This window comes from Streptomyces sannanensis (assembly GCF_039536205.1).
GTDB lineage: Bacteria > Actinomycetota > Actinomycetes > Streptomycetales > Streptomycetaceae > Streptomyces > Streptomyces sannanensis.
On the sequence record NZ_BAAAYL010000001.1, the window covers coordinates 6,840,973 to 6,863,803 of the forward strand.

A 22,831-nucleotide genomic window follows, 5' to 3' on the forward strand; every position below is an offset into this window, starting at 1 on the left:
CTACCCGGCCTTGCCCTATACCCGCCCGACTTCGACAACCCTGACCCGCTCTCCGAGGAATGGGAGAACACTCCGCGCGAGGCCAAGGACGCCCTCACCGCGCAGTCGCTCGTGGAGTGCATCCTCTTCGCCGTCGCCCAGCCGCGCGACTGCTTCATCAAGGCGTTCCACTTCGAACAGGTCTGACTGACGCCTAACACCAGGGTCCGGGGCGGCACATGGGCCCCGGACCGGGGCATTCCGGCAGTTCCAATACCCGACTCCACCGTTACATGTCCATCGCACCCGGGTCGAGGGCGCCTGGGTCGCCGGGACCGAGCGGGCCGCGAAGCGGCTGGAAGGGCTGATCCAATGAGGTGGAACCTGCGGCTGACGGCCGCGAACAAGGGTATTCGGAAGGTATCCGAACTCCAGCGGAGCCTGGCCGAGCACGGGTTGGTCATCTCAGCCGGGAAGATGTCCGGGCTGTGGTTCGGCCAGCCAGTCTCCCTCAAACTCGACGACCTGGACGTGGTCGCTGGTCGGCCGGGCGAAGAAGAACGGCACCATCTTCAAGAATCCGACCAGCCGCATCCGCGTCGGCCAGCACGAGTACGGCATCCTCCAGCCCCTGGAGCCTGAGCGCATCAGCACTTCCGTTGCCGCGGTCGCCAAGCCGGCGGACCGCCTGGTCCTCGCGCTCGCCGCAGTACACGCCGCACGATCCGGCGCCTCCAACTCGACGACCTCGACATCGGCAACCGCAGACTCGTGATCAACGACCGTGTCCGTCCCCTGGACGAACTGACACTGCACGTCGCCCGCGAGTGGCTGGACTACCGGCGCCGTCGCTGGCCGGACACAGGCAACCTGCACCTTCTGATCAACAAGTTCACCGCCGTGGGCACCGCCCCGGTCAGCGCGGTCTCCGTGACCGCAGCGCTTCGCGGCCAAGCAGCCAACCTGGAACAGCTCCGCGTCGACCGGCAGCTCGAAGAAGCCCTCGCCCATGGCCCCGACCCTCTCCACCTCGCCGAGGTCTTCGGCCTGGACGAAAAGACCGCGATCCGCTACGCGAACTCTGCCCGCGATCTCCTGGAACGGCCCTTGGAGACCAGCCCTGATGGGGCTACTTGAAAATCCCCACCCTGTACTCAGGCACGGGACAGACCTGCTCCTCTCGACTCCCCAGCTTCTGCTCGCGGGCAGGCCGCGTTGCGACTCGCTGGTCTGAGCCGCATCCGACCGGCGGGGTGGTGATTGCCTTGCCCGGCCGCGCTGAACGCAGCCACCATCGTCTGCCGCCTCGCCAGGACAGCAGCACAAGGTCTGAGACTTCGTCCTGACCGACGTGCTCTCGACAGGTCCAACGGCTTTGCAACGATGGTTAGTTCCCGGCAGGGATGTGACGTTTCGCCCAGCCCGTTGACCTGTCGCAGCACGTTGTGACGGCCCCATACTCCAGGACCTGACGAACCGACGAGCGAAGGAGCACGGTGAGCGCAGCGGCGGCAGCAGGGACCTGGAAGCTCGGGGACCTGGAGGTGAATCGCATCGGCTACGGCGCGATGCGGCTGACGGGCAACGGCATGATGGGGAACTCCGACGGCACGCCGATCGACCGTGATGCCGCCGTCGGCCTGCTGCACAGCGCGTTCGAGCAGGGTGTCAACCACATCGACACGGCCGCCTTCTACTTCTCGCCACTGCGGTCCGCGAACGAGCTCATCAACCGCGCCCTCTCATCCTGGTACCGCGACGTGGTCGTGGTGACCAAGGTCGGCCCGGCGCGCGATCCCTCCGGCGAGTGGCTCACCATGGCCCGCCCCGACCAGCTGCGCGGCCAGGTCGAGGAGAACCTGCGCCAGCTCGGCCGTGACCACCTGGACGTGGTGAACCTGCGCTGCAACGGCCCCCGTACAGCCTCGATCACCGAGCACTTCGGCGCCCTCGCCGAGCTGCGCCAGGCGGGCCTGATCCGGCACCTCGGGCTCTCGGCTGTCCGCCCACAACATGTGGCCGAAGCCCTGACGATCGCGCCCGTGGTCTGCGTGCAGAACTCCTACGGACTGGACTGGCGCCGCGCCGACGAGAGCGGGCTGGTGGACCTGTGCCAGGAGCAGGGCATCGCCTTCGTCCCGTTCTTCGCCGTCTCCGGCCTGCGGCGCGAGGCAGCCGCAGTCCAGGAGCACGACGCACGCGTCCACTCCGTCGCCCACGCCCACAATGCGACGCCGGCCCAGGTACGGCTCGCCTGGACCCTCCACCGCGGTCCACACGTGCTGGCCATTCCCGGCACCACAAACCCGGCACACCTCACAGAGAACATCGCGGCCGGAAACCTGCAACTGACCGAGGAGGAGTTGGCTCTCCTCGACAAGCCGGACGAGGGCACCGCCTGAGCCCCCCTGCCCGCGATACTCGGTCAATTCTTCAGTGCGTTGAGCACCGGACCAAGTGGGGAAATGACGCAGCCCTGGTCATCGGTCCTCATCAGCCCCGCGACTTCACTACGAACCCACGGGTGAACCCCCTGACATCGGCACAACGGACCCGCGGGTTCCCTCTGAAACTCCTTCAGTTTTCACGAACTCGAGGGGGTCCCGGGGGATCGTACTGGTAGGAGTCTGTGATCGGGTGATCTGAGTCTGCTTGGCCAGGCTTCGCAGCGTCACTTGCTGTCACCGGCGAGGCTGAAGGCGCGCCCTTAAGGCTCATCGGCCGCGAGATGCCACACGTCGTGGGCCAGGTCGAGCGTCGCTGTATAGCCGGTCCGCTCCGGTAGCTGCTGGCCAAGGCGCCACCGCTGAGACAGAGCCGACAACTTGACTGTCGCCGTGGTCCCGGACGCGTTCCCGACGACTCCGATCCAATGGGGGCTCTCAGCAATTAGCTGCTCTGGCAGCGCACCGTCCGGTTCCGGGACGCTCACTGATGAGGCTCCACTGGCACCGAGCAGAGCGGACCCGGCCAGCAAGGCCAGCAGTCGGCCGAGGATTGACGAGGGCATGGCCGGATCCGTCGATTCCACCGCTAGGTAGCAGTCGTCGTGTCCGGAGAACCAGAAGCGCGAGCCATCGAGGCGAGGGAGGACTGGCTCGTCGCCGACGGCCGTGCCGATAACTAGAGCGAGCTCATCGAGTTGCCCAGGGGTCGCGCCCGCCGGCACGTCGACCAGCGACAGCTCGTAGGGCGACCAGTCGTTGCTCAGGAATCGGGGCAGGCTGTTCCGGTGCAGCACCAGGAACTCCTCGCCGAGCTCGATGGAGCCAGAGGCCCATGACCCGACCGGGTGGACAGTGCAGTCAACCCCTTGCTCTGCTGAGATCAGGGACGGCCGCCATTGCTGGTAGTCCTCGTGCAGAAAACTGTTCGTCGCCAGGTTCACGACGACGACCGTGTCGTTCGCCGTGCGGGTGAGCACATCGATCAGCTCTCCGACCCGGGCGGCCGCCGCGCTGATCATCCACGAGCCTTCAGCCTCACGGACGCTGAAGCTCAACGGGAACGGCAGACGCCCCAACCCGACACAGTTGACGCTGAACGCCCCGTGGCGCTCCACCTTGATCACTGCCGCATCCCCCGTATGAAATCGCCCGCACTGTGACTTGCGCAGACCATCATCCCTCTGCGTTGACCTATCCGGGGCCCAGTACGGGAGGAGTCTGTGATGGAGCGATCGATGCTCCCGGATCTGGGGGCCCGTGGGGTCAACGTGTGTGGTCACCAGGGCGTACTTCTTCCAGGTTCCTGCCGCTTGAGCGGCAACGGCCTCGGTGTGGACGGCGTGGTAGCCGAGCATCCCAGCGACAACCGAGGGCGGGGCTTGAAGGACGAGCTGTTGCAGGGTCGCGGTTCCGCCGTGGAGAGTGGGGATGCCCGCGACGGCGAGCTGTCTGCCGAGACTCGCGGGGTCCATCGGCTGCCCGGCTCGGCGCCCGGGGAAGAGCCAGTCACCGGCCGGAGCGGTGCCGTTCGGCCGGTTCGGCCGAGCGGTGTGGATGTAGTTGAGGAGTATGCAGGCGAAGGGCTCGGGGACTGGGGTGGGTGGATCGCCGAGCCGGAGTGCGACCTGATCAGCTTCGTGCTGGACGTCGTGGATGGTGAGCCGGACCAGACGCCGGATGGGTTGGGCATAGAACAGGATCAGTGCGGCGGCGACCCGCTCCATGGGCGGGAGCTCGTCGCTGATCATGACCTTGCGGATCAGGGCGATGCGCCGGTGCTGACTGATCGGGGCCGGGTTCTCGGTGCGGACCGTGGGCACTTTCAGGCGAGACATCGCATGGTGCTCCATGGACCAGCGCAGGGACAGGGCGCGGGTGGTGTGCCCGTCGGCCAGCAGGTCGGCCTCCCGAAGGGTGTGGATCCAGAAGGAGAGGACGTCTTCGAGGGAAAGGTGCGTGCCCTCATGGCGCGGTTCGACGCGGTCGGACCGGCCGTCTCCGATGCCTGGACGTGTCCCTGCCGGCCCCGCCGTGCCGCCGCGTCGCGCTTCCCGGCATCGGTCTGTGACGGTGCCCATGTGATTGCTTCAGGGCTTGAGAGGCAAGCGCAAGATTGATATATGCGCGGATTTCGAATCCGATCCAAGTTTTCCCTGGATGCTCGGTCCTCGGACGGTTCCGCTCGCAGCCGGCGAAAGGGCCCGCCTTCGGTGCTGAGCGTCCGTAGCGTCGTCGGCCAGATGTTCGTGCTGCAGGTGGTGGTCGTGGTGCTGCTTGCCATCGCGGCTATTGTCATGCTCGCGCTGGCAGCTCAGCGTGAGAGCACCCGCGAGGCCGGCAATCGTTCACTCGCTGTCGCGCAGGGCTTTGCCAGCTCTCCAGGAATCGTGGAGGCCCTGAAGTCACCCGATCCCACCGCGGTGCTGCAGCCGCGGGTCGAGGAGGCCGGGAAGGGCTCAGGCGTTGACTTCCTGGGCGTCTTGAACCGGGACGGAATCTACTACGCCCTTTCCGCGCCCGGCCCCGGCGCACACACCACCACCAACATGGCTCCCCTGTTGGCGGGGCGAACCGTAAGCGAGGAGGCTGTGGGCTCTCTCGGCCCGCAGGTTCGGGTCTTCATCCCTGTCAAGGGGCCGGACGGCTCGGTGGCCGGCGTGGTCGGCGCCGGGATCACGCTCAAGCATGTCGGCGACAGGGTCAAACAGCAGCTGCCGGCCGTGCTGGGCGCTACCGCCGGCGCGGTGGCCGTCACCACGGGCGGAGCGGCAGTGCTCAGTCGACGGCTGCTGCGCCAGACCCGCGGACTTGGCCCGGCCGAGATCACCCGGATGTACGAGCACCACGACGCGGTGCTGCACTCGGTACGGGAGGGCGTGCTCATCATCGGGGGCGACGGGCGGCTGCTGCTGGCCAACGACGAGGCGCGGCGGCTGCTGGACCTGCCCGCGGACGTGGAGCGGCGCCATGTCACGAACCTGGGCTTGGAGCCGCGGATGGCCGAATTGTTGATCTCCGAGCGCGAGGCGACCGATGAGGTGCATCTGGCGGGCGACCGTCTGCTGGCGGTGAACGTGAGGCCGACCGCCCCCTACGGGGGGCCTGCCGGGAGCGCGGTGACGCTGCGGGACACCACCGAGCTACGGGCGCTGGCGGGCAGGGCGGAGGCGGCCCGGGAGCGTTTGAAGCTGCTGTACGACGCGGGGGTGCAGATCGGCACCACACTGGATGTGATGCGCACGGCCCAGGAGCTCGCCGAGGTGGCGGTCCCGCGCTTCGCCGACGTCGTCACCGTCGAGCTGCTGGAGCCGGTCCTGCGGGGCGACGAGCCCGCCGAGGGGAGCACCGAGATGCGCCGCGCGGCCGCCAGCGGCGTCGGGCAGGACTCGCCGCTCTACCCGGTGGGTGAACTCATCAGATTCGAGCCCACCACGCCGATGGCGTCGGTCGTGGCGAGCGGCCGGGCGGTCCTCGAGGCCGACCTGCGCACGGCGGACGGCTGGCAGGCCCAGGATCCCGAGCGGGCCCGGCAGGTCCTGGACTACGGCATCTGCTCGCTGATCAGCGTGCCGCTGCGGGCCCGCGGCGTGGTGCTGGGGCTGGCCGACTTCTGGCGCGCCGAGGCCTGCGAGGCCTTCGGGGAGGAGGATCTGTCCTTCGCCGAGGAGCTGGCCGCCCGGGCGGCGGTGGCCATCGACAACGCCCGTCGCTACACCCGCGAGCGCACCATGGCCGTCGCCCTGCAGCGCAGCCTGCTGCCGCGGGGGCTGCCGGAACAGAGCGCCCTGGAGGTCTCCCACCGATATCTGCCCGCGCAGGCGGGGGTGGGCGGGGACTGGTTCGACGTCATCCCGCTGCCCGGCAGCCGGGTGGCCCTGGTCGTCGGCGACGTCGTCGGCCACGGGGTGCACGCAGCGGCCACCATGGGCCGGCTGCGCACCGCCGTGCACAACTTCTCCGCCCTGGACATGGCCCCTGACGAGCTACTGGCCCACCTGGATGAGCTGGTCGCCCGGATCGACGCCGACGAGGCCGCCGACGAAGAGGACGGGCATGCGATCACCGGCGCCACCTGCCTGTACGCGATCTACGACCCGGTCTCCGGGGTGTGCACCATCGCACGCGCCGGCCACCTCGGCCCCGCCCTGGTCCACCCCGACGGAACTGTCACCTTCCCCGACATCCCCGTCTCACCACCCCTGGGCCTGGGTGGCAGTCTCCCGTTCGAAACCGCCGCACTGCAGCTGCCTGAGGGCAGCCGGCTGGCCCTGTACACCGACGGGCTGATCGAGGACCGCCACCGCGACCTCGACACCGGCCTGGACCTCCTGCGAGACGCCCTGTCCCACCCCGACCGCACCCCGGAACAGACCTGCCAGGCGGTTTTCGACGCCCTGCTGCCCGAGCGCCCCCGCGACGACGTCGCCCTGCTCATCGCCCGCACCCGGCTGCTGGACCCCGGCCAGGTCGCCGACTGGGACGTACCCTCCGATCCGGCGGCCGTCCCCCGCGTCCGCGCTGACGTCACCGTTCGGTTGGAGACCTGGGGCCTGGACGAGGTGGCCTTCCCTGCCGAGCTGATCGTCAGCGAGCTGGTCACCAACGCCATCCGGTACGGCGCCCAGCCCATCCGGCTGCGCCTGCTGTACGACTGCGACAGTCTGATCTGCGAGGTCGCCGACGGCTCCAGCACCTCGCCGCATCTGCGCCGGGCGGCGGCCACCGACGAGGGCGGCCGGGGGCTGTTCCTGATCGCCCAGTTCGCTCAGAGCTGGGGCACCCGGTACACCGCCCGTGGCAAGATCATCTGGGCGGAGCAGTCCTTGCACCACGCAGCCGCAGAACCCGGCACCGACCTGGCCGACGTCCTCCTCGGCCAATGGGACGAATGACGGACCCGCCGAGCGGGCCCAGGAGGCGACGGCGCGCGCTCCGCGAACACGGCCTTGCACTGCTCACGCTCGGGATGATCGCTGTCGCTGCCGAACCACCGCACTGCCACCTCGTCGGCGGCATCGACTGGCTTGGAAAACTCAGCGACCGTGACCAGAAGATCCAGCAGTTCGGACCGCACAGGAACCTGCGGGTTGCTGGCCAGGCGAAGCAGGAACGGCAGCACTGCCGGCATGGCTGCGTTCATCTCGGTGATGCCGTTGAGAATGGAGTTGGTGAGCACTCGTTCGGCCTCGGACGCGGCGGCCTGATCGAGAAGGGCACGCAGCAGCACCGGGATCTCGGCGGGACATCCGGGGAACTCGGACCAGCGGACATCCTCACACCCGTGGAGGGCAGGATGCCCACGGCCGGCAGCAGCTGCCTGCGGGTACTCGTGGAGAAACCGAGCGACCGCCACCTCCTTGGTGGCCAGGTCCATCCCTGCACACCTGTCTGTCCCCCGTCCTGCCGCCATGGGCCCCGAGCTCCGCGTCAACCGCACTCTGGCGCGACTGGGGACGCGCACGCAAGCGGACGGCGATGCCGCCCGCTTCGAAGCCGAGCGCGGCGCCGAGCAGCCGGCCCAGGAGCAGCAGCTGTGGGAACGGCTGACCGAGCTGGGCCAACCTCCTGGCGCGGACAAACGAAGGGCAGCGGAGTCCACTCCGATCCACGGTTCCCTCCGGTCGAGGTCCGATGGGCTGGGCGTACGCACCCTGCCGGCACCGAGTCGGCCACGTTCCCGCGCTACTACCTGGCGGAGAACCGCGTGTACGTCGGCAGCGACAGACTTCTCGCCGAGGGTCCGTACCAGTTCAGCAAGGGCATCATCACGGCCCCGCGCCGGGTGGAGTTCTTCAAGTTCCAGAACGGCATGCTGGTGGTACGTCGACCGGTCGTACGACGACAACAACGTCAGCGCCCCCCGGGCGGCGGCCAGGCAATGGTGATCGACGCCCGTCCGGCGCCGTTCGCCTACGACGACGGCACCCGCCCGAGCAACCGGCGCCAGCCGTTCGACGCGACGTTCGGCCTGGAGGCCACCGACGTGACCTGCCTGCACAAGGAGGTCCTGCCCGGGAAGGGCGCCCAGCAGGCCGTCGTGACCAAGGAGGCGTGCGCCCCGTCGAACCCGGGCATCGCCGTGTTCGACGACAGCAACCCCAACGCGTACTACAGCGCCGCGAACCCGCAGGGCAGCGTCAGGGGCGCGGGCCACGGCGTGAAGGTGACCGTGACCGGCGACGCCGGTGACGACCTGACGATCAGCGCGGTCAACCCGTCGGCCCACTGACGGCTCCGGCACCACACCGGCAATGACGGCCGGGACGCCCCCGAGGGTGTCCCGGCCGTTGTGCGTTCGGCACCGGTGAGCCGGGTGGGGCGGAGGCCGAAGGTTCGCTTGCCCTTCGCGTTGGGCAACCAGCCCAGCAACACGGCCAGTTCGACTGGCTCGACCGGCGGGTGACTGCTCATGCCGGTGTCGCCCGACCGGCCCACCCGTGGCTGCCGGAAGTGAGCGCGGCGAGCAGGCGGCCCGCGCGGCCGGGCAGCAGCAGGAGGCAGACCGCCGCGACGAGCGCGGTTAGGAGGGCGGGATCGGGCGCTGGAGCACGGCGAGCACGGTCACCGCGGCGATGGCGGCGATGACGACGGCGGCCTCACCGGCACCGAGGCGTCAGGATGCGGCCGGGGTCTGGGCAGCCGACTCGGCGCCTACGGGACATGTGTCTACTGCTGATGCGGCTGTCATGGGCCGATACACCCTTGTCCCTTGTCACTGTCGCGGGAACGGCACTATCTGATCCTTTTCTGGGGCGGGTGGGTTCACGGCGGTCTCCTGTCGGTGGGCGCGTGGCCGGGGAGGACTGGGTGGGGGAGCGGGAGCTTCAGGGGACTGGTGGCGGGGCTGTCGGTATCCCGGCCGGTGCTGGTGGGGCGGTTGCTCGAGCTGGATGCGGCCGGTGGTTTGACGACGGCGCATGTGCTGGCGGGGGTGCATCCGCGGACAGGGAAGTTCCCCCGTGATCGTGGACAGTGGGTGGTTATGCTGCGGGGGAGAGGTCTTGGGTTTCTGGCGCATCCGGACCTCTGCCTGGTGTCCGGGCATGAGCGGCTGGAGTGTTTGGCGCTGCGGGAACATGATGTGACGCGCCTGGTCGCGATGGGCCTGTCCAACGAGGAGATCTCCGATCGTCTTGTTTGTCAGACCGCTGACCGCGAAGACCCACGTCAATCGGGCCATGACCAAGCTGGCGGCTCGTGACCGTGTCCAGCTCGCCGTCATCGCCTGTCAGTGCGGGCTGGTCGGTCCGGCAGCCGAACCGGGCCGCCCGCATCTGCCCGCGTAGTCGCCGGCACGGTGTTGTGTGTTGTGCCCCGGCCGTAGGCCGGCGCGGCGGATACCGCGGCCGTGGTAGCCGGGAATCGCTGCGCGGGGACGACGCGCCTGGGGCTGTTTTTGGGGGATGGTTGGGGCTATGAACGGAGGTTTCGCCATGATCGAAGCGCACTGCCTGACCACGAAGGACGGCGAGGAGACAGCCGTCGGGGACTGCGGCACGATCTGTGAGCTGCTGGCCGGACATGCCCTCAAAACTCTCGCGCCCGATGAGGCGCGCGTGGTGGGGGCTCACATGACGACCTGCGACGCATGCCGGGACGAGCACGACTGCCTGGCGGCCGTGGCGGCACACCTGAACCTTCTCCGTGACGCTCTGGCCCGTGGCAAAGGCCGCAGCCGGCGGATGTACGCGGTCACCCGGGCCGACTGCGGCCATGCCTCGCCCCGTCGCCGCAGGCCCCACCGAGCGGCCTTGACCAGGCAGATCACATTGTCCCAATGGGTCAGCAGGACCACGACGTCCTTCAGGTGAGCGCATCTGCCCACCACGCAAAGGCCTGGCCGGTCAGCGTCTCTGGCGGGCGGAGTTGCCCGGGGCGGCGGCCGGCGGCCACGTGCATGCCCCAGTGCGAAACCGGGTGAACCCGAACAAGGTGATCACGCACCGACCTGAGGCGATATCCGGACGCCGGGCCCAAAGAGCGGAGTTGATCTGCTCTTCGAATGCACTCTGCGACCGTGTTGTTACGTCCCAGGAGGCACACTGATCCTACGGGGGGCTCCCTGGAGAAGGTCAGACTCTCCTGCGTCAAGAGGCTTCTGAGGTTCGCGCCCGGGCCGCAGGGCATGGCCGCCCGGCTCCCTGTCAAGCCCGCCTGCGAAGACACCGTCGCCCTCACGACCCCCTGGCTCAAGACCGCCTTATACGTCGCCGGCTCCACCGCCGCCTGCTCCAAGGGCACTTACCTTGGCGCCCAATTCCGACGCCTGGCCCCACACCGCGGAGTCAAACGAGCCACCGTCGCCGTGGGCCACTCCATCCTCGTCGCAGCCTGGCACATCCTGCACGACCTCGTCCCCTACCGCGACCTCGGACCGGACCACTTCACCAACCGCCTCGGAATAGACCGGCAGAAGCGACGCCTCCTCGCGCAGCTCGCCGCTCTCGGCTTCGACGTCGACCTCGCACCACGAGATGAAGCAACCGCGTGACCCCGCCCAACGCGCGCAAGCTCACCATTTTCAAGAGAGCACCGCGCACAGCCAGCCGTCAGCCGCTTACCAGCATCACCAGCAGAGTCCTGGTACTGAGGTTAGGGCGTCTCTTTCGGGTCATGGTGGGCTCGCGGTTCTGGACACGATACGGACCAGCGGTTTATGACCTGGGCCACGTGAATATGCCGTCCGAACCGCTGCTCCCTCACCATTGGCGCATGGCGGCCATAAGGGCGATACTGAGAAGGCGTTGACGGCAGAGTGATGTGACGCTCGCGATCCTGACGTGTCCGCTGGTAGGGACTATTGTTACGTCAATTCTGTGATGGTGAAGCTGCGAGGTGTTGCAGCTCGGTTCGTAGTGCTAGCGGTGCCACCCAAGCGGTTCTTGAGAGTCTGGAGTAGTTATGCCAGTTCGAGTAATAGTGGACGACACAGTAGCGGCGAATTCGTCAACCGACTGGTTCATCCATGGATTCACGAATAAAGAAGCCGTGACCTTCAGTATCGTGGTTTTCCCGGGCGCGGGCGAGGGTGTCCCGAATCCGGTGGGGCACGCCACCCTCACGCAGGGGGAGTCGTTCCAGCACGTTGACGGCACGAAAGCCTACAAGATCTACATCCGGAACAATGCCCCTTTCAACTCCTGCAACTTTCGTGTTCTCGCGCTAGTCGAGTCATTGCCCTGAGGATGAGAAGGTCTGTACTCGTGACAACCGAAGAGTGACCCCGACTCAACTGAAGGGTGTGAAAGGAAATGGCGAAGGTGAAGGCATTTATCGTTCACGACACAGCCAGCGGTCGTATCATATCGATAGGTCGACCGGTAGGAGGCGTGAAGGCGGTTCCAATCGCCGGAGACGGAAAGTCGGTCCTCGAAACCGAAGTCGAAGAGAGTGATATCGACGATATGGTCGGCGGCAAGTACAGAGTGGATACCGAACGGAATTCGATCGTCGATATCTGAACCCGGATTGGCACGGCGCGATGGGCCGGCTGTTTGCCGGGGTGCGGGCCCCGTCGACGGCGGGGTACGTGGCGTTCGTGGACATCGACCCCACTCACCGGCGGGTCTACGGCTACGCCAAGCAGGGCGCCGTCTGAAGGGTCGGCGCCCCCAGCACCCGATCCTGACGACCGCGGCCACCCCGACCTCCTGGCCGGTGATCGCTGGTCCGGCAGCGGCGGGGCAAGGCCGCCGACGCCCGCGGCGCGGCCCGTTTCACCGCCGAGGCCCTGGCCGCAGCGAAACAGGCAGGGGCCACCGGCACCGTGGTACTGCGGGCCGACAGCCAGTGCTACCACGCCGACGTATCCCGTGCGGTCTACAGCGCCTGCTCGAAGGCAGGGCGGACCCTGATGCGGGTGCTGATCTTCTCGCTGAAGACCTTGTCCCAGAGGATGCCGTGCTTGGCGAGTGCGTCCAGCTGCGAGTCGATTTTGCCCAAGAGCGGAGCAGCGGGCGTAGCCGATGCGGATGTCCGCGCTCGGCAGGTGCGGATCGACCGCGGCGGGCACCAGGGCGCCGGGCCGCCACGGCTTCCCTGGCCCGCGGTCGACCGGCGTCTGCACCCGCAGTTCCTTCGCGAGCTTGCGCACCTTGGTGAAGCGGCCGGTGTGATAGGCGGAGGCGACCGCCCCACTACGCGAGCGGCACGGCGAGCCGGGAGCCGCCTTGCACTTCGGGCACGGATGGCGTTCGACGAGATCGGCTTCCGACCCGGCGGACGGGGACGGCTCTTGAGAGTCCGTCCCCGGATTTTCGCACACAACGTAAGTCGCAGATCCCCACTCCTGTCACTTTTGAGTGAGAACGGCTTCTGCGACCCGATCTGGTTCTTCGCGGTCTTCGAGCGCTGCTATTTGATCTTACTCGGGCAAAGGAACGTTTGTGAGAGTAGCGCTGCGTTGAGACCATGGCCTTTGCGCTCCACTCGTCGAACTTCCGTCGTGGCTGCGGGATTCCGACCGATCCGACCGCGAGGTGGACTGTCAGTGCACCTGCCTGACCTCGGTTGCGATCAGTCGTGGGAAGCGGCCTGAAAGGTGAAGCCGGCCGCGCCGAGTGCCGGCATCCGATGCACGCGAAGACTTCCTACAGCGGCCTTCGGTTCTTCGCTCACGCCCCGCACGCCCCGACTGCGAGACTCGCTCGGCAGAGCGAGTCGGAGGCGCACCACCTGCTCAAGCTGGCCAGCGCCGCACGGGACGCGGGCGCCCACGCTGAGCGGGAAGTCCGTGCGCCGGATGGCTCGTGGCGCACAGGAGGAGGATTTGGTCGGTGCGGGTCCGTTTGTCGAGCTTGGCCCAACCTTCGCGTGGCGCGACGACCATCGGGAGATGACGGCGCGCTCGACGGCGTTCGGGCCTTGCCGACAAGGGAAAGAACTTCTGGTTCCGCGGCTGCATCCGTAGGCCGATGAGACATCCGCCTGGGCCAACGACGCTAACCCGTACGCGGCGCGTCACCGCTTCGCGAGAAGCTTGTCAGTTCCAGCGGACGGCAAAAAGCAGAGGCAAAAGAGATCTCTCTCCTTGCCACTCTTAACGTATAACGCACTGGGGGGATTGCGGCAAGACCCGGGTGGTGGCGCAAAATCGTCGGCCGAGGCCACAACCTGCGGAATTGGGGGCACGACGTGCGTGTGTTGTCGACGTATGGGGGACGAGGTGACGTTGAACCAGTGGTGGGACTGACAGTGCGGTCGCGAGTGCTCGGGGCGGTGGTGCGGGGGTGCGCACCGCCCGACTGGGCGGAGCGATCGGCCGACTCGTCAGAGGGAGGGCAGCCAGAGACGAGGACGTGCCTGACAAGAGGTTCGACAGAGCTGGAGGCGCCGGTGATTCGATCGGCCAGTGCAGTACAACCGGACACGACTGCATCGGAGGTATCGCGATGATCGAGCAGTACGTGTTGGATCTTCAAGACGTTGACGAGATTCCGGTCGCGGTCGTTGGCGGCAAGGGCGCACACCTGGGCGGGCTGTCGCGGATCGAAGGCATCCGCGTGCCGGGTGGCTTTTGCGTGACGACGGACGCCTTCCGGCGGATCATGGCGGAAGCGCCGTCGATCGACGATCGGCTCGATCAGCTGTCGCGCTTGAACCCGGACGACCGGGAGGCGATCCGCACGCTCAGCGCGCAGATTCGTCGGACCATCGAAGGGATTGCCATCCCGGGCGATCTCGCGGCGGCGATAACCCGCGCGCTCGACCAGCTCGGTGAGCAGGCCGCCTACGCCGTCCGATCCAGCGCGACGGCAGAGGACCTGCCGACGGCCTCCTTTGCCGGCCAGCAGGACACGTATTTGAACGTCGTGGGGCCAGCGACGATCCTCCAGCACGTCAGCCGGTGCTGGGCCTCGCTGTTCACCGAGCGGGCCGTGACCTACCGCCAGCGGAACGGCATCGACCACCGTACGGTCCACATGGCCGTGGTCGTGCAGCAGATGGTCTTCCCGCATGCGGCCGGCATCATGTTCACGGCCGATCCCGTCACGGGCAACCGGAAGGTCGCCACCGTGGACGCCGGCTTCGGCCTCGGCGAGGCCCTGGTCTCCGGCCTGGTGAACCCGGACGTCTTCAAGGTGCGACACGGCGAGGTCGTCGCCAAGGCGATCGCCGCCAAACAGCGTGCCGTTCACGCCCTGCCGGCTGGCGGTACGCAGGAAGTGGCGATCGACTTGCAGCGGCAGGAGCAGCCGGCGCTGACGGATGCGCAGGTCCTACGGCTCGTGCAGCTCGGGCGGCGGATTGAAACGCACTTCGGCCGCCCGCAGGACATCGAATGGTGCCTGGTCGATGATGGCTTCCAGATCGTTCAGAGCCGGCCGATCACGACGCTGTTCCCCATCCCCGAGACCGGCGACCAGGAGAATCACGTCTACGTCTCCGTTGGCCATGGGCAGATGATGACCGACCCCATGAAGCCTCTGGGGCTCTCCATGTGGCAGCTGACGGCCATGGTGCCGATGCACGAGGCCGGCGGGAGGCTGTTCGTCGACGTCACCCGGCGCCTGGCCTCGCCCGCGAGCCGCGCTGGCCTCCTGGACGTCATGGGGAGAGGCGATCCGCTGATCAGGGATGCTCTGGAGACCGTCCTCGACCGCGACGATTTCGTCTCGTCGCTCCCGGACGCGGGTCCCAGCGGGCCGCCGGCCAGCGGTGCGTCCGCCCCGATCGAGACCGATCCGGCCATCGTCACCGAGCTGATCGAGCGCAGCCAGGTGTCCATCGCCGCCCTGGAGCGCGACATCCGGACGAAGACCGGACCGGCGCTGTTCGACTTCCTGCTGGGGGCCTTCGAGGAGCATAAGCGAGTCCTCAGTGATCCGCTGAACCTTCAGGCGATCATGGCGGGGATGGAGGCCACGTGGTGGCTCAACGACAAGCTGCAGGAGTGGCTGGGCGAGAAGAACGCGGCTGACACGCTCACGCTGTCTGCCCCCGACAACGTCACGTCGGAGATGGGACTGGCGCTGCTCGACGTCGCGGACGTGATCCGCCCACAGTCGGAGGTGGTGGCGTTCCTGCGGGGCGTCGAGGACGAGGGCTTCCTGGACGAGCTGGCGAAGCTCGCGGGCGGGACCGAAGCGCGCGCCGCCATAGAGGCCTACCTCGACCGGTTCGGCATGCGCTGCGTCGGCGAGATCGACATCACGAGGCCGCGTTGGCGCGAGTGCCCCACCACGCTCGTGCCCGTGATCCTCGACAACGTCAGGAACTTCGAGCCGGGCGCCGCCGAGCGGCGCTTCGAGCAAGGGCGGCAGAAGGCGCAGAAGAAGGAACAGGACGTGCTGTCACGCTTGCGGGCCCTGCCGGACGGGGACCAGAAAGCCGACGAGGCCAAGCGGATGATCGACCGGGTCCGAACCTTCATCGGGTACCGGGAGTACCCGAAGTACGGCATCGTCAGCCGCTACTTCGTCTACAAGCAGGCCCTGCTGGAGGAGGCCGAGCGCCTCGTGCAGGCCAACGTGCTTCCTGAGAAGGAGGACATCTTCTACCTCACGTTCCAGGAACTCCACGACGTCGTGCGCTCGAACCAGGTGGATGACCAGCTCATCCTTCAGCGCAAGGACGCGTTCCGGTCGTACCACGCGCTCACACCGCCCCGGGTGCTCACATCGGATGGTGAGGCCGTCACCGGGGCGTACCGGCGCGACGACGTGCCGGCCGGTGCCCTGATCGGCCTCGCGGTTTCCGCCGGGACCATAGAGGGAAGGGCCCGCGTCATCCTTGACATGGCGGAGGGCGATCTCGAAGCGGGCGACATCCTGGTCACGACCTACACGGACCCCAGCTGGTCGCCGCTGTTCGTCGGAATCGCGGGCCTGGTGACGGAGGTGGGCGGCTTGATGACCCATGGCGCAGTGATCGCCCGGGAGTACGGCTTGCCGGCTGTCGTGGGCGTGGAGCAGGCCACCCGGCTGATCCGGGACGGGCAACGGATCCGTGTGCATGGAACCGACGGGTACGTCGAGATCCTGCCGTGAGCTTTTTCCAACCTCACGCTGCCGCATGGTGAAGGACGAGGATGGCCTTCACCAGGTCGGTGATCCGGTTCGTGCGTATGGGGTGTCGGCGCCGATCCGGTCGATCGGCAGCAGGGTGCCGTCGAGGATGACGAGCGCCTTGGTCCGTGCGATCCGCTGACGGCATCCCGGTCCTGGCCTGGCACTTCGACACCGGCGTGCTGGAGGCCGAAGCCGTGGTCGACGGCTGGTACGCACTGCTGACGTCCGTCCCCGCCGACCAGGCGGACGCCGGGCAGGCCCTGATCCACTACAAGGGCCAAAGCGCGGTCGAGCGCAGATACCACGACTTCAAGGGCCCGCTCGCGGTCGCGCCGGATTTCGTGTAGAAGAACAGGCGCATCGCCGCCCTGATCCAGGTCATCTGCCTGGCCCTGCTGGTCTTCTGCCTGATCGAGCGGCAGGTCAGACGGGCGCTCGGCCCCGAGCAGACCATAAGCGGCCTCTACCCCGACAACCGCCGCGTCCGCCCCACCGGCCGCATGATCTTCTACCACCTCGGCGAACTCACCCTGCGGATCGGCACCGTCACCGACCCGCCCACCGTCCAGGTCACCCGCGGCATCCAACTCCACCTCCTCGACCTACTCGACACCGACATCGGACAACCCGCTGGTCACAGACCTGAAACGGTGACCTGCGAAGTACGGCGCTAGAGGCCGCAGGATGGCCCGCGCCCTGGTCCGGCACTCGGTCCCACGCGTGCGTCCTGTGTGTGCTCTGTAGCCGTGGGGGCCGCTGCGTATGTCTCTGCCTGACCACACAAGCCATGCCACCGCTGGCGCCGTCACCGTCACCCGTCTGGCCGCCATCCTGTCGCCGGGGCTGGTGGCACGTACGCACCGGCCACGCCAGGAGCGACCGCCCGCTCATCTGCCACCATCGGCCGGATGCGGCTCCACCTGCTGCTGTTCGGATTGACACTGGGCTACAGGGGCCTCGTACTGAAGATGAGGGGCTTTTGATCGAAAGCTTTCCTGTGGGGGGGATTCCACCATCCGCAATCTCTCCGCCCTTACGGAGGCACCATGACGGTGCAGCAACAGCAAGCTGCCATCCCGACGATTCTGGTGTACGAGGACGACCCCGGATTCCCTCCGCAGGTCAACATGCCCGTACCGCATCCCGTTCCACAGCTCGACACACAACCCTTCCCGACGGCCATCGCGGAAGCCGTGCCCCAGCCGGACGGTGCCGGGCCAGGCACTGAGGCCTTCCGCTACTGGGTGGCGGCCGACGCTCTCAGCAGGGCCAGCCAGACCTGGGGTCCGCTGGTTCCGACCGGAACACAGTGGCATCCGCAGGTGGGACGCGCCCTCACCGCACACCTCAACGCAGGAATCGACCTCAACGCCTTCTACGACCGTAAAGGCCTGTGGTTCTTCCGTCGCACGGTGCGGGGTGTCACCGTCGCCGCGTGCGAAAGCTCCGAAGTCGTCGAGCACGAGACGGGTCACGCGATCCTCGACGCCCTGCGCCCTCAGCTGTTCAACGCGGCGAGCGCGGAGACGGCGGCCCTGCACGAAGCGTTCGGTGACATCAGCGCGCTACTGAGCTCACTTCGACTGGAATCGCTGCGGATCGCGGTACTGGCCGAGACGCAGGGCGACCTCGAACTGTCCTCGCGGGTGTCGAGGATGGCCGAGCAACTGGGCTGGGCGATCCGCCAGGGCCACCCGAACGCGGTCGACCCGGACTGCCTGCGCAACATGGCGAACAGCTTCTTCTACCGCGACCCGGTGGAGCTGCCGCCGACCGGACCCGCGAACACCCTCTCCAGCGAGCCCCACTCGTTTTCCCGAGTGTTCAGCGGCGCGTTCCTGAAGATCGTCGCCGGGATCTTCAGGCAGCAGGACCTGCAGGACCAGGTCGGTCTGGCCCGGGCGGCCGAGATCGCCGGACAGTTGCTGGTGGATGCCGTCGTGGCCGCGCCCCTGGTGTCCGCCTACTACGCACAGGTCGCGGGTCACATGATCGCCGCGGACCAGCGCCGGAACGGCGGCAAGTACGGTCAGTACCTGCGCTCGGCGTTCATCCGTCACGGCATCCTCTCCCTGGAGGCCGCCGCGTCCATCACCGAGCCGGAGATGGCACGCCGAGGCGCCGGAATCGCCGAGGCGACACCCGGCGGTGGTGACGACGAGGGTCTCACGGCCGTCACGATCCACGGGTCGACGTACGGCGTCACTCAGTCCCTCACTCTCTCCGCTCCCGCGGAGGAGCGACGGTTCAGCATCGCGGGCTCCGACCCCGCCGGCGGCTCGCTGCGGCCCGCCGACCCCGAACGGGTCGCCACGTCGTACCTCGAGGACCTCTTCCGTCAAGGCCGCGTCCACGTACCCGAGGAGCACCGCTCCGCTGCGGCGTTTGTCGACGACAGGCCCTCCCGGCTCAAGACGCACGAGATCACGCGGAGCACGACCGGCGAGGGTCTCGCCCTGGTCCGGCGGTGCTTCGACTGAGCAGTCAGCGGAATCAGTGGAAAAAGCGCAGACGGCGGGCGGTGAGCCGCCCGTCGTCCTCGCGCTTGATGACATGCGTCGTACTCGGCGTCGGATCCTCACCCTCGAACACCGCCTCACCCCGCTCCAGCAGGTCGTTGATGAATTTCTCGGTCGCTCGGCGCTCGGCATCATCGCTCTGTTCGCCTTCGCCGGTGCTGCTCCGGCCCTCAATACCGTTTGGTGCTTCTTGAGGGGCGTCCGCGAGCGACTCGGCGGCCGAGACCGGCTGGTCGTCCCGGATCGCGAAGGCCGCCGTGCCATCCACCGGCCCCTGCAGGTTCACCGTGAAACCGGCGTGCTCAAGCGCTTCGGCGCCCTGCGTGGTCACCATGGCGAGCACGAGCTGCTCGGAGACGATCTGCACGACAACGGCCTCGGTCTTGTTCACGGTCGTAGCCAACTCGGCCACGCCCAGGCTCTCCGCCAACTCGATCTGCGTCCGGAACACAGGACGCTCTTCCATCGCGGCGAAAGCGAACACCGGGTGGGCCGCCGTACGCATCCCCGCTTCCCGCGCGAACGCGCGCTCCTGAACGTCCTCGCCCACGAAGACACAGTCGTCGGCCGCCGCTCCCCCCGTGCTCGCGACCGCCTGAGCAAAGATCCTGCGACTGCCCTTCACACCCCAGTGGACAAGAGCCTCGTCCGTGAAACGGCCGGGGAACGCCTTGTGCAGCGCTGCTGCTGCCCGCGCGGCGGCACCCTCGCCCGGCCCAGGGTTGGAGATGATGCCCGTGCGTACCTCGCGGAGGGCGTCGAGCACGGCCATGACACGCGGTCGAGGCTGAAGTGTCAGCGAGCCGTTGGGCTCCACGAAGGCATCCGCCAGGGTCGCCCCGATGTCGAAGAAAATCACAGGCATGTGAAATGCCTCCCCGCAGTGAACGCCTTCCAGTCGCAGCTGCACAGGTGAAAGGGCCCCTCTCGGAAACGGGTGAAATTCAGCCGTTGCCGACAGGCCCCACGATCCGAACAGCCGGACGGCACCCTTCCGCCTTCCGCCCGCGGTCGCCTTCCTGCACCGCAGGAGTTGCTCCGTCCGGTATTCGGGCCGCTGCGTCGGTGTGGCCAGCCCCGGTGAGGCGGGCGTTGGACAGGCCTCGTTCGCGGTCACCCAGTCGGATGCGACCGGGGTGGGCGCCCTCATTACCCCGGGACGATGGTGGGCCTTGACCCGGATCTCTGCTACGGACATCTGCTGAACAAGCGCGCCACGCTGGGAGCCGACATCACCACCACCCCGGAGGACCTCTGATGCGCGCGGCCCACGGTGTAGGAGACCGAGGCGACCAGGTGGCAGTCGCGGCCGCGTTCGCAGCGCCAGCGCTGCTCGGAGGCTACCGCCGAGCTCGTGGTAGGGCACGTTGTCGTGGAGCATGTGCCAGACCGCGGTCATGATCGAGTGCCCGACGGCGACCAGCGCCTTGATCGGACCGCGGCGGGCGGTCAGCCGTTTGTAGCGTGCTTGCAGGAACGAGTTCTTGGTCCGTGCCGCTCCGAACGCGGCCATCCCGAGGGCACCTTTCAAGTAGGGGTTGCCGGGCCGGACCCGGGTGCTGCGGACCCGGCCGGCCGATTCGTGGTGCCCGGGGACACAGTCCGGCCCAGGAGGCCAGGTGCTTGGCGGAGGGGAACCGGGGCATGTCACCTCCGGTCTCGGCCACGATCACCTCCGCCACCGCCCGGTTCACTCCCGGGATCGTGTCCAGCAGGTCCAGTGCCGGGCGAAAGGGGTCACCGCCTCCTCGATTCGGGCCGTCAGCTGGTTGATGGCGCCGGACAGGTGGTCGTACTGGGCGAGGTAGAGGCGGGTCAGGAAGGCGTAATGCTCGCGGAAGCGGCCGGTCAGCGCCTGGCTCAGCTCGGGAATCTTCCCCGACGCAGTCGGGATGAACTCGGAGGGAGGTTCATGGGTCGCCTGGCTTACCTGGACGCGAAAGTGCGAGGGGGACAAGAGCATGCCAGGGAAGCGGTGGCCAGCTGGAGGTGTCCACGCCGTCGTGCCGCGAGACCCGCGCGATATGGCCAAGGCTGGATTGCTTGAAGCCCAATCTCCAGTGGTGAGAGTGCGCACCCGTCGGAACGACACCTGTAACCGATGCCGCGCTGCGTCCGGGCGTGAACCGTGGGACCGGGCAACCTCCGTGGCGCGGAGCGTCACCCAATGAGCGACTCTGTCGGGGATCTTGAGATTCCTTGATCATTGCCCTTGGCGCCACCAGCGGGGCCGGGGTAGTTCGTGTTCGTCGAGGTACTGCTGGAACGCTATCGGTGAGCGGGGGCGGTAGGTGGTGTCTGCCGGTTCCTGGGTGCTGAGGCGCTCGATGTTGACGGCGATCGCGGTCAGGACGTGCTGGACGTGGGTCTTGGACACGCCGTGGTAGCGGCAGCGGCGCATCCGGTGGCCGTTGACGAGTTCGTTCATGGTGCCCTCGATGCCGGAGCGTGAGGCGTAGAGCCGCTGCCACTGTGGGTCTTGCTGGTCGGCGCGGTTGCGGGCTTGGAGCTCGTGCAGGCGGCGGGGGAGGAAGTTCACGGTCCGTGCCGCCCCGGAGGTGCACGAGGGCCTCTCGGGACACGGCCCGCACTGCCGCTTGTCGAACCGGACCACCGTGTAGGGGGCCATCGCCGGAAGCTCGTTCCAGTTGCCACTGACCTGGCCGTTGGGGCAGGTGACCTCGCGGCGGTCGAAGTCGATGATGAAGTTCTCCCGGGCGAAACCGTCGCCGGTCTTGCGCTGCCGGGAGTTGTCGGTCCTGACCGGGCCGACCATGGTGACGCTGTGGGTGCGGGCGGCGGTGTCGTGGAGGACGACGGAGGTGTAGCCGCTGTCTACCAAGTGCTGTGTGGGCAGCAGGCGGCGTCGCTTGAGCCGGGTGTGGATGCCGGGCAGGGCCACGCTGTCGCCGGTGGGGACGGTGGTGGCCACGTCCGTGATGACGTTGACACCGCCTTCGTCGCAGGTCTCGGTGGCATGCGCGAGATAGCCGACCCAGGCCCGGTGTCCGCGGCGCGTGTAGCGGGCTTCGAGGTCGTAGGGCGACTCGAGGCGCAGGCCGGTGGGCGGCAGACCGTCCTTCTCGGCCCGCGGACGCAGCCGGCCCCGGGCATCGACAAGGAAGTGCTGGACCATGATCTGCCGCAACGCCTCCGCCGCGGGTCCCGGTGCCGTGTCCGGGCGGTGGGAGCGGACGCGTTCGAGAAGCTCGGCGGCGTCGGCGCCCGCCTGCTTGAGCCGGGCGGCCGGATGACTGGGCTGGCTGACCAGGCGGACCTGTCGCCCGTAGCGCAGTGCCCACTCCTCGGTCACCAGGTCGTCGAGGACCTCCGGGGCGGTGCGGGCGCACTCCTCCAGCGCGGCGCGGACCGTCTCCAACACCAGCTCCAGCCTGGTCAGTTCGCGCACGGCTGCCCGAAGGTAGGTGGAGTCGGTACGCTGCCGTCCCCGCTCCTTGACCAGCCCCGCGTCCTTCAGCCGGGCCAGTGCCAGATCGAGGAGAGCATCAGCACGGTCGTCCTGGGCCAGTCGGTCGCGGAAGTCGGACAACACGCTGTGATGGAAGCCGGGATCGTCCAGCTCGAGCGCGAGAGCGTACTTGAAGTCGATGCGGCAGCGGACCGCTTCCGCGGCCTGCCGGTCGGAGAGGTTCAGCAGGAACTGCAGCACGCTCACCGTGGCGAGCTGGGCCGGTGACAGGCCAGGCCGCCCATCCCGTGGATACCAAGCGTCAAAGTCCTCGTCGCGCCACAGAGCGTCCAGCCGGTCACGTACCCACATCGCGGTCGTACCACGGGGGTTGCTCGCCCGTGCCACCCGCGCGGTCGCGGGCGAGACTTGCTCACCAGAGCGGGGACGGAGAGACACCGGCTCACC

The 22,831-nt window shown here is 67.9% G+C and carries 19 protein-coding genes and 3 pseudogenes; 13 read left to right on the top strand and 9 right to left on the bottom strand.

Features of this window, described 5'->3' with window-relative positions; all coding sequences use genetic code 11:
• Nucleotides 1–9: 9 nt before the first annotated feature.
• Nucleotides 10–186: pseudogene (locus ABD858_RS36970) on the top strand (SDR family NAD(P)-dependent oxidoreductase); the annotation flags it as partial.
• Nucleotides 187–444: 258 nt separating this feature from the next.
• Here ABD858_RS36970 and ABD858_RS31960 read toward each other — a convergent pair.
• Nucleotides 445–600: a hypothetical protein gene (locus ABD858_RS31960; RefSeq protein WP_345045124.1), complete on the bottom strand. Its 156-nt coding sequence runs from the start codon at nucleotides 598–600 to the stop codon at nucleotides 445–447.
• 150 nt (nucleotides 601–750) lie between these two features.
• Between ABD858_RS31960 and ABD858_RS31965 the strand changes: the two genes are divergently transcribed.
• Nucleotides 751–1,116, top strand: a complete 366-nt coding sequence (locus ABD858_RS31965; RefSeq protein ID WP_345044124.1) for a hypothetical protein — start codon at nucleotides 751–753, stop codon at nucleotides 1,114–1,116.
• A 359-nt stretch (nucleotides 1,117–1,475) separates the two neighbouring features.
• The gene (locus ABD858_RS31970) at nucleotides 1,476–2,381 is read left to right on the top strand and encodes an oxidoreductase (protein WP_345044127.1); all 906 of its coding nucleotides are present in this window, start codon (nucleotides 1,476–1,478) and stop codon (nucleotides 2,379–2,381) included.
• Nucleotides 2,382–2,686: 305 nt separating this feature from the next.
• Here the strand turns inward: ABD858_RS31970 and ABD858_RS31975 are convergent, their stop codons facing one another.
• Entirely contained in the window at nucleotides 2,687–4,504 is a 1,818-nt protein-coding gene (locus ABD858_RS31975) for a hypothetical protein (RefSeq protein ID WP_345044129.1), read from the bottom strand.
• 132 nt (nucleotides 4,505–4,636) lie between these two features.
• Here ABD858_RS31975 and ABD858_RS31980 point away from each other — a divergent pair, with 132 nt between their 5' ends.
• The 6 genes from ABD858_RS31980 (at nucleotide 4,637) to ABD858_RS32005 (ending at nucleotide 11,887) form a co-directional block, all read left to right on the top strand.
• Nucleotides 4,637–7,318 carry a SpoIIE family protein phosphatase gene (locus ABD858_RS31980; RefSeq protein ID WP_425586290.1) on the top strand — a complete coding sequence of 894 codons (2,682 nt, stop codon included), beginning with the start codon at nucleotides 4,637–4,639 and terminating at the stop codon, nucleotides 7,316–7,318.
• Nucleotides 7,319–7,719: 401 nt separating this feature from the next.
• Nucleotides 7,720–8,655 (top strand): hypothetical protein, encoded by a 936-nt coding sequence (locus ABD858_RS31985; protein ID WP_345045058.1) that lies wholly within the window; start codon nucleotides 7,720–7,722, stop codon nucleotides 8,653–8,655.
• Between the two features lie 648 nt (nucleotides 8,656–9,303).
• Nucleotides 9,304–9,627, top strand: a complete 324-nt coding sequence (locus tag ABD858_RS36975; protein ID WP_425586291.1) for a hypothetical protein — start codon at nucleotides 9,304–9,306, stop codon at nucleotides 9,625–9,627.
• A gap of 232 nt (nucleotides 9,628–9,859) precedes the next feature.
• Nucleotides 9,860–10,237 (top strand): zf-HC2 domain-containing protein, encoded by a 378-nt coding sequence (locus tag ABD858_RS31995; RefSeq protein ID WP_345044131.1) that lies wholly within the window; start codon nucleotides 9,860–9,862, stop codon nucleotides 10,235–10,237.
• Nucleotides 10,238–10,551: 314 nt separating this feature from the next.
• Nucleotides 10,552–10,917: a hypothetical protein gene (locus ABD858_RS32000; protein WP_345044134.1), complete on the top strand. Its 366-nt coding sequence runs from the start codon at nucleotides 10,552–10,554 to the stop codon at nucleotides 10,915–10,917.
• Nucleotides 10,918–11,677: 760 nt separating this feature from the next.
• On the top strand, nucleotides 11,678–11,887 hold the full coding sequence (locus tag ABD858_RS32005) for a hypothetical protein (RefSeq protein ID WP_345044137.1): 210 nt from the start codon (nucleotides 11,678–11,680) through the stop codon (nucleotides 11,885–11,887).
• Nucleotides 11,888–12,245: 358 nt separating this feature from the next.
• Here ABD858_RS32005 and ABD858_RS32010 read toward each other — a convergent pair whose 3' ends face one another.
• Both ABD858_RS32010 and ABD858_RS36980 read right to left on the bottom strand, forming a co-directional pair.
• A complete protein-coding gene (locus tag ABD858_RS32010) occupies nucleotides 12,246–12,368 on the bottom strand; it encodes a recombinase family protein (RefSeq protein ID WP_345044139.1) in 123 nt (40 codons plus the stop codon).
• A gap of 172 nt (nucleotides 12,369–12,540) precedes the next feature.
• Nucleotides 12,541–12,690: pseudogene (locus ABD858_RS36980) on the bottom strand (zinc finger domain-containing protein); the annotation flags it as partial.
• Between the two features lie 1,126 nt (nucleotides 12,691–13,816).
• Here ABD858_RS36980 and rph point away from each other — a divergent pair.
• The gene (rph, locus tag ABD858_RS32015; protein WP_345044142.1) at nucleotides 13,817–16,414 is read left to right on the top strand and encodes a rifamycin-inactivating phosphotransferase; all 2,598 of its coding nucleotides are present in this window, start codon (nucleotides 13,817–13,819) and stop codon (nucleotides 16,412–16,414) included.
• 75 nt (nucleotides 16,415–16,489) lie between these two features.
• Here rph and ABD858_RS32020 read toward each other — a convergent pair.
• Nucleotides 16,490–16,570: pseudogene (locus tag ABD858_RS32020) on the bottom strand (IS5/IS1182 family transposase); the annotation flags it as partial.
• Between ABD858_RS32020 and ABD858_RS32025 the strand changes: the two are divergent.
• The 3 genes from ABD858_RS32025 to ABD858_RS32035 all read left to right on the top strand — a co-directional run bounded on the left by ABD858_RS32025 (nucleotide 16,561) and on the right by ABD858_RS32035 (nucleotide 18,915).
• Nucleotides 16,561–16,782 (top strand): hypothetical protein, encoded by a 222-nt coding sequence (locus ABD858_RS32025; protein ID WP_345045126.1) that lies wholly within the window; start codon nucleotides 16,561–16,563, stop codon nucleotides 16,780–16,782. The pseudogene ABD858_RS32020 and the gene ABD858_RS32025 overlap by 10 nt on opposite strands.
• A gap of 153 nt (nucleotides 16,783–16,935) precedes the next feature.
• Nucleotides 16,936–17,109, top strand: coding sequence for a hypothetical protein (locus ABD858_RS32030; RefSeq protein WP_345044145.1), 174 nt, complete (start codon nucleotides 16,936–16,938; stop codon nucleotides 17,107–17,109).
• A gap of 372 nt (nucleotides 17,110–17,481) precedes the next feature.
• On the top strand, nucleotides 17,482–18,915 hold the full coding sequence (locus ABD858_RS32035) for a gluzincin family metallopeptidase (RefSeq protein WP_345044147.1): 1,434 nt from the start codon (nucleotides 17,482–17,484) through the stop codon (nucleotides 18,913–18,915).
• A gap of 13 nt (nucleotides 18,916–18,928) precedes the next feature.
• Here the strand turns inward: ABD858_RS32035 and ABD858_RS32040 are convergent, their stop codons facing one another.
• The 4 genes from ABD858_RS32040 to ABD858_RS32050 form a co-directional block, all read right to left on the bottom strand.
• Nucleotides 18,929–19,864, bottom strand: a complete 936-nt coding sequence (locus ABD858_RS32040; RefSeq protein WP_345045060.1) for an HAD family hydrolase — start codon at nucleotides 19,862–19,864, stop codon at nucleotides 18,929–18,931.
• A 430-nt stretch (nucleotides 19,865–20,294) separates the two neighbouring features.
• Entirely contained in the window at nucleotides 20,295–20,648 is a 354-nt protein-coding gene (locus tag ABD858_RS36985) for a transposase (protein WP_425586292.1), read from the bottom strand.
• On the bottom strand, nucleotides 20,645–20,917 hold the full coding sequence (locus ABD858_RS36990) for a hypothetical protein (RefSeq protein WP_425586293.1): 273 nt from the start codon (nucleotides 20,915–20,917) through the stop codon (nucleotides 20,645–20,647). Before ABD858_RS36990 ends, ABD858_RS36985 begins: the two co-directional genes overlap by 4 nt.
• Before the next feature lie 240 nt (nucleotides 20,918–21,157).
• Complete coding sequence (locus ABD858_RS32050) at nucleotides 21,158–22,822, bottom strand: IS1182 family transposase (RefSeq protein WP_345044150.1); 1,665 nt, start codon at nucleotides 22,820–22,822, stop codon at nucleotides 21,158–21,160.
• Nucleotides 22,823–22,831: the final 9 nt, after the last annotated feature.

Coding starts and splice junctions, on each gene's coding strand:
- ABD858_RS31960 (WP_345045124.1), bottom strand. CDS start 600: ATGCCGTACTCGTGCTGGCCGACGCGGATGCGGCTGGTCGGATTCTTG.
- ABD858_RS31975 (WP_345044129.1), bottom strand. CDS start 4,504: ATGGGCACCGTCACAGACCGATGCCGGGAAGCGCGACGCGGCGGCACG.
- ABD858_RS31985 (WP_345045058.1), top strand. CDS start 7,720: ATGCCCACGGCCGGCAGCAGCTGCCTGCGGGTACTCGTGGAGAAACCG.
- ABD858_RS31995 (WP_345044131.1), top strand. CDS start 9,860: ATGATCGAAGCGCACTGCCTGACCACGAAGGACGGCGAGGAGACAGCC.
- ABD858_RS32000 (WP_345044134.1), top strand. CDS start 10,552: ATGGCCGCCCGGCTCCCTGTCAAGCCCGCCTGCGAAGACACCGTCGCC.
- ABD858_RS32005 (WP_345044137.1), top strand. CDS start 11,678: ATGGCGAAGGTGAAGGCATTTATCGTTCACGACACAGCCAGCGGTCGT.
- rph (WP_345044142.1), top strand. CDS start 13,817: ATGATCGAGCAGTACGTGTTGGATCTTCAAGACGTTGACGAGATTCCG.
- ABD858_RS32030 (WP_345044145.1), top strand. CDS start 16,936: ATGATCTTCTACCACCTCGGCGAACTCACCCTGCGGATCGGCACCGTC.
- ABD858_RS32035 (WP_345044147.1), top strand. CDS start 17,482: ATGACGGTGCAGCAACAGCAAGCTGCCATCCCGACGATTCTGGTGTAC.
- ABD858_RS36990 (WP_425586293.1), bottom strand. CDS start 20,917: ATGCTCTTGTCCCCCTCGCACTTTCGCGTCCAGGTAAGCCAGGCGACC.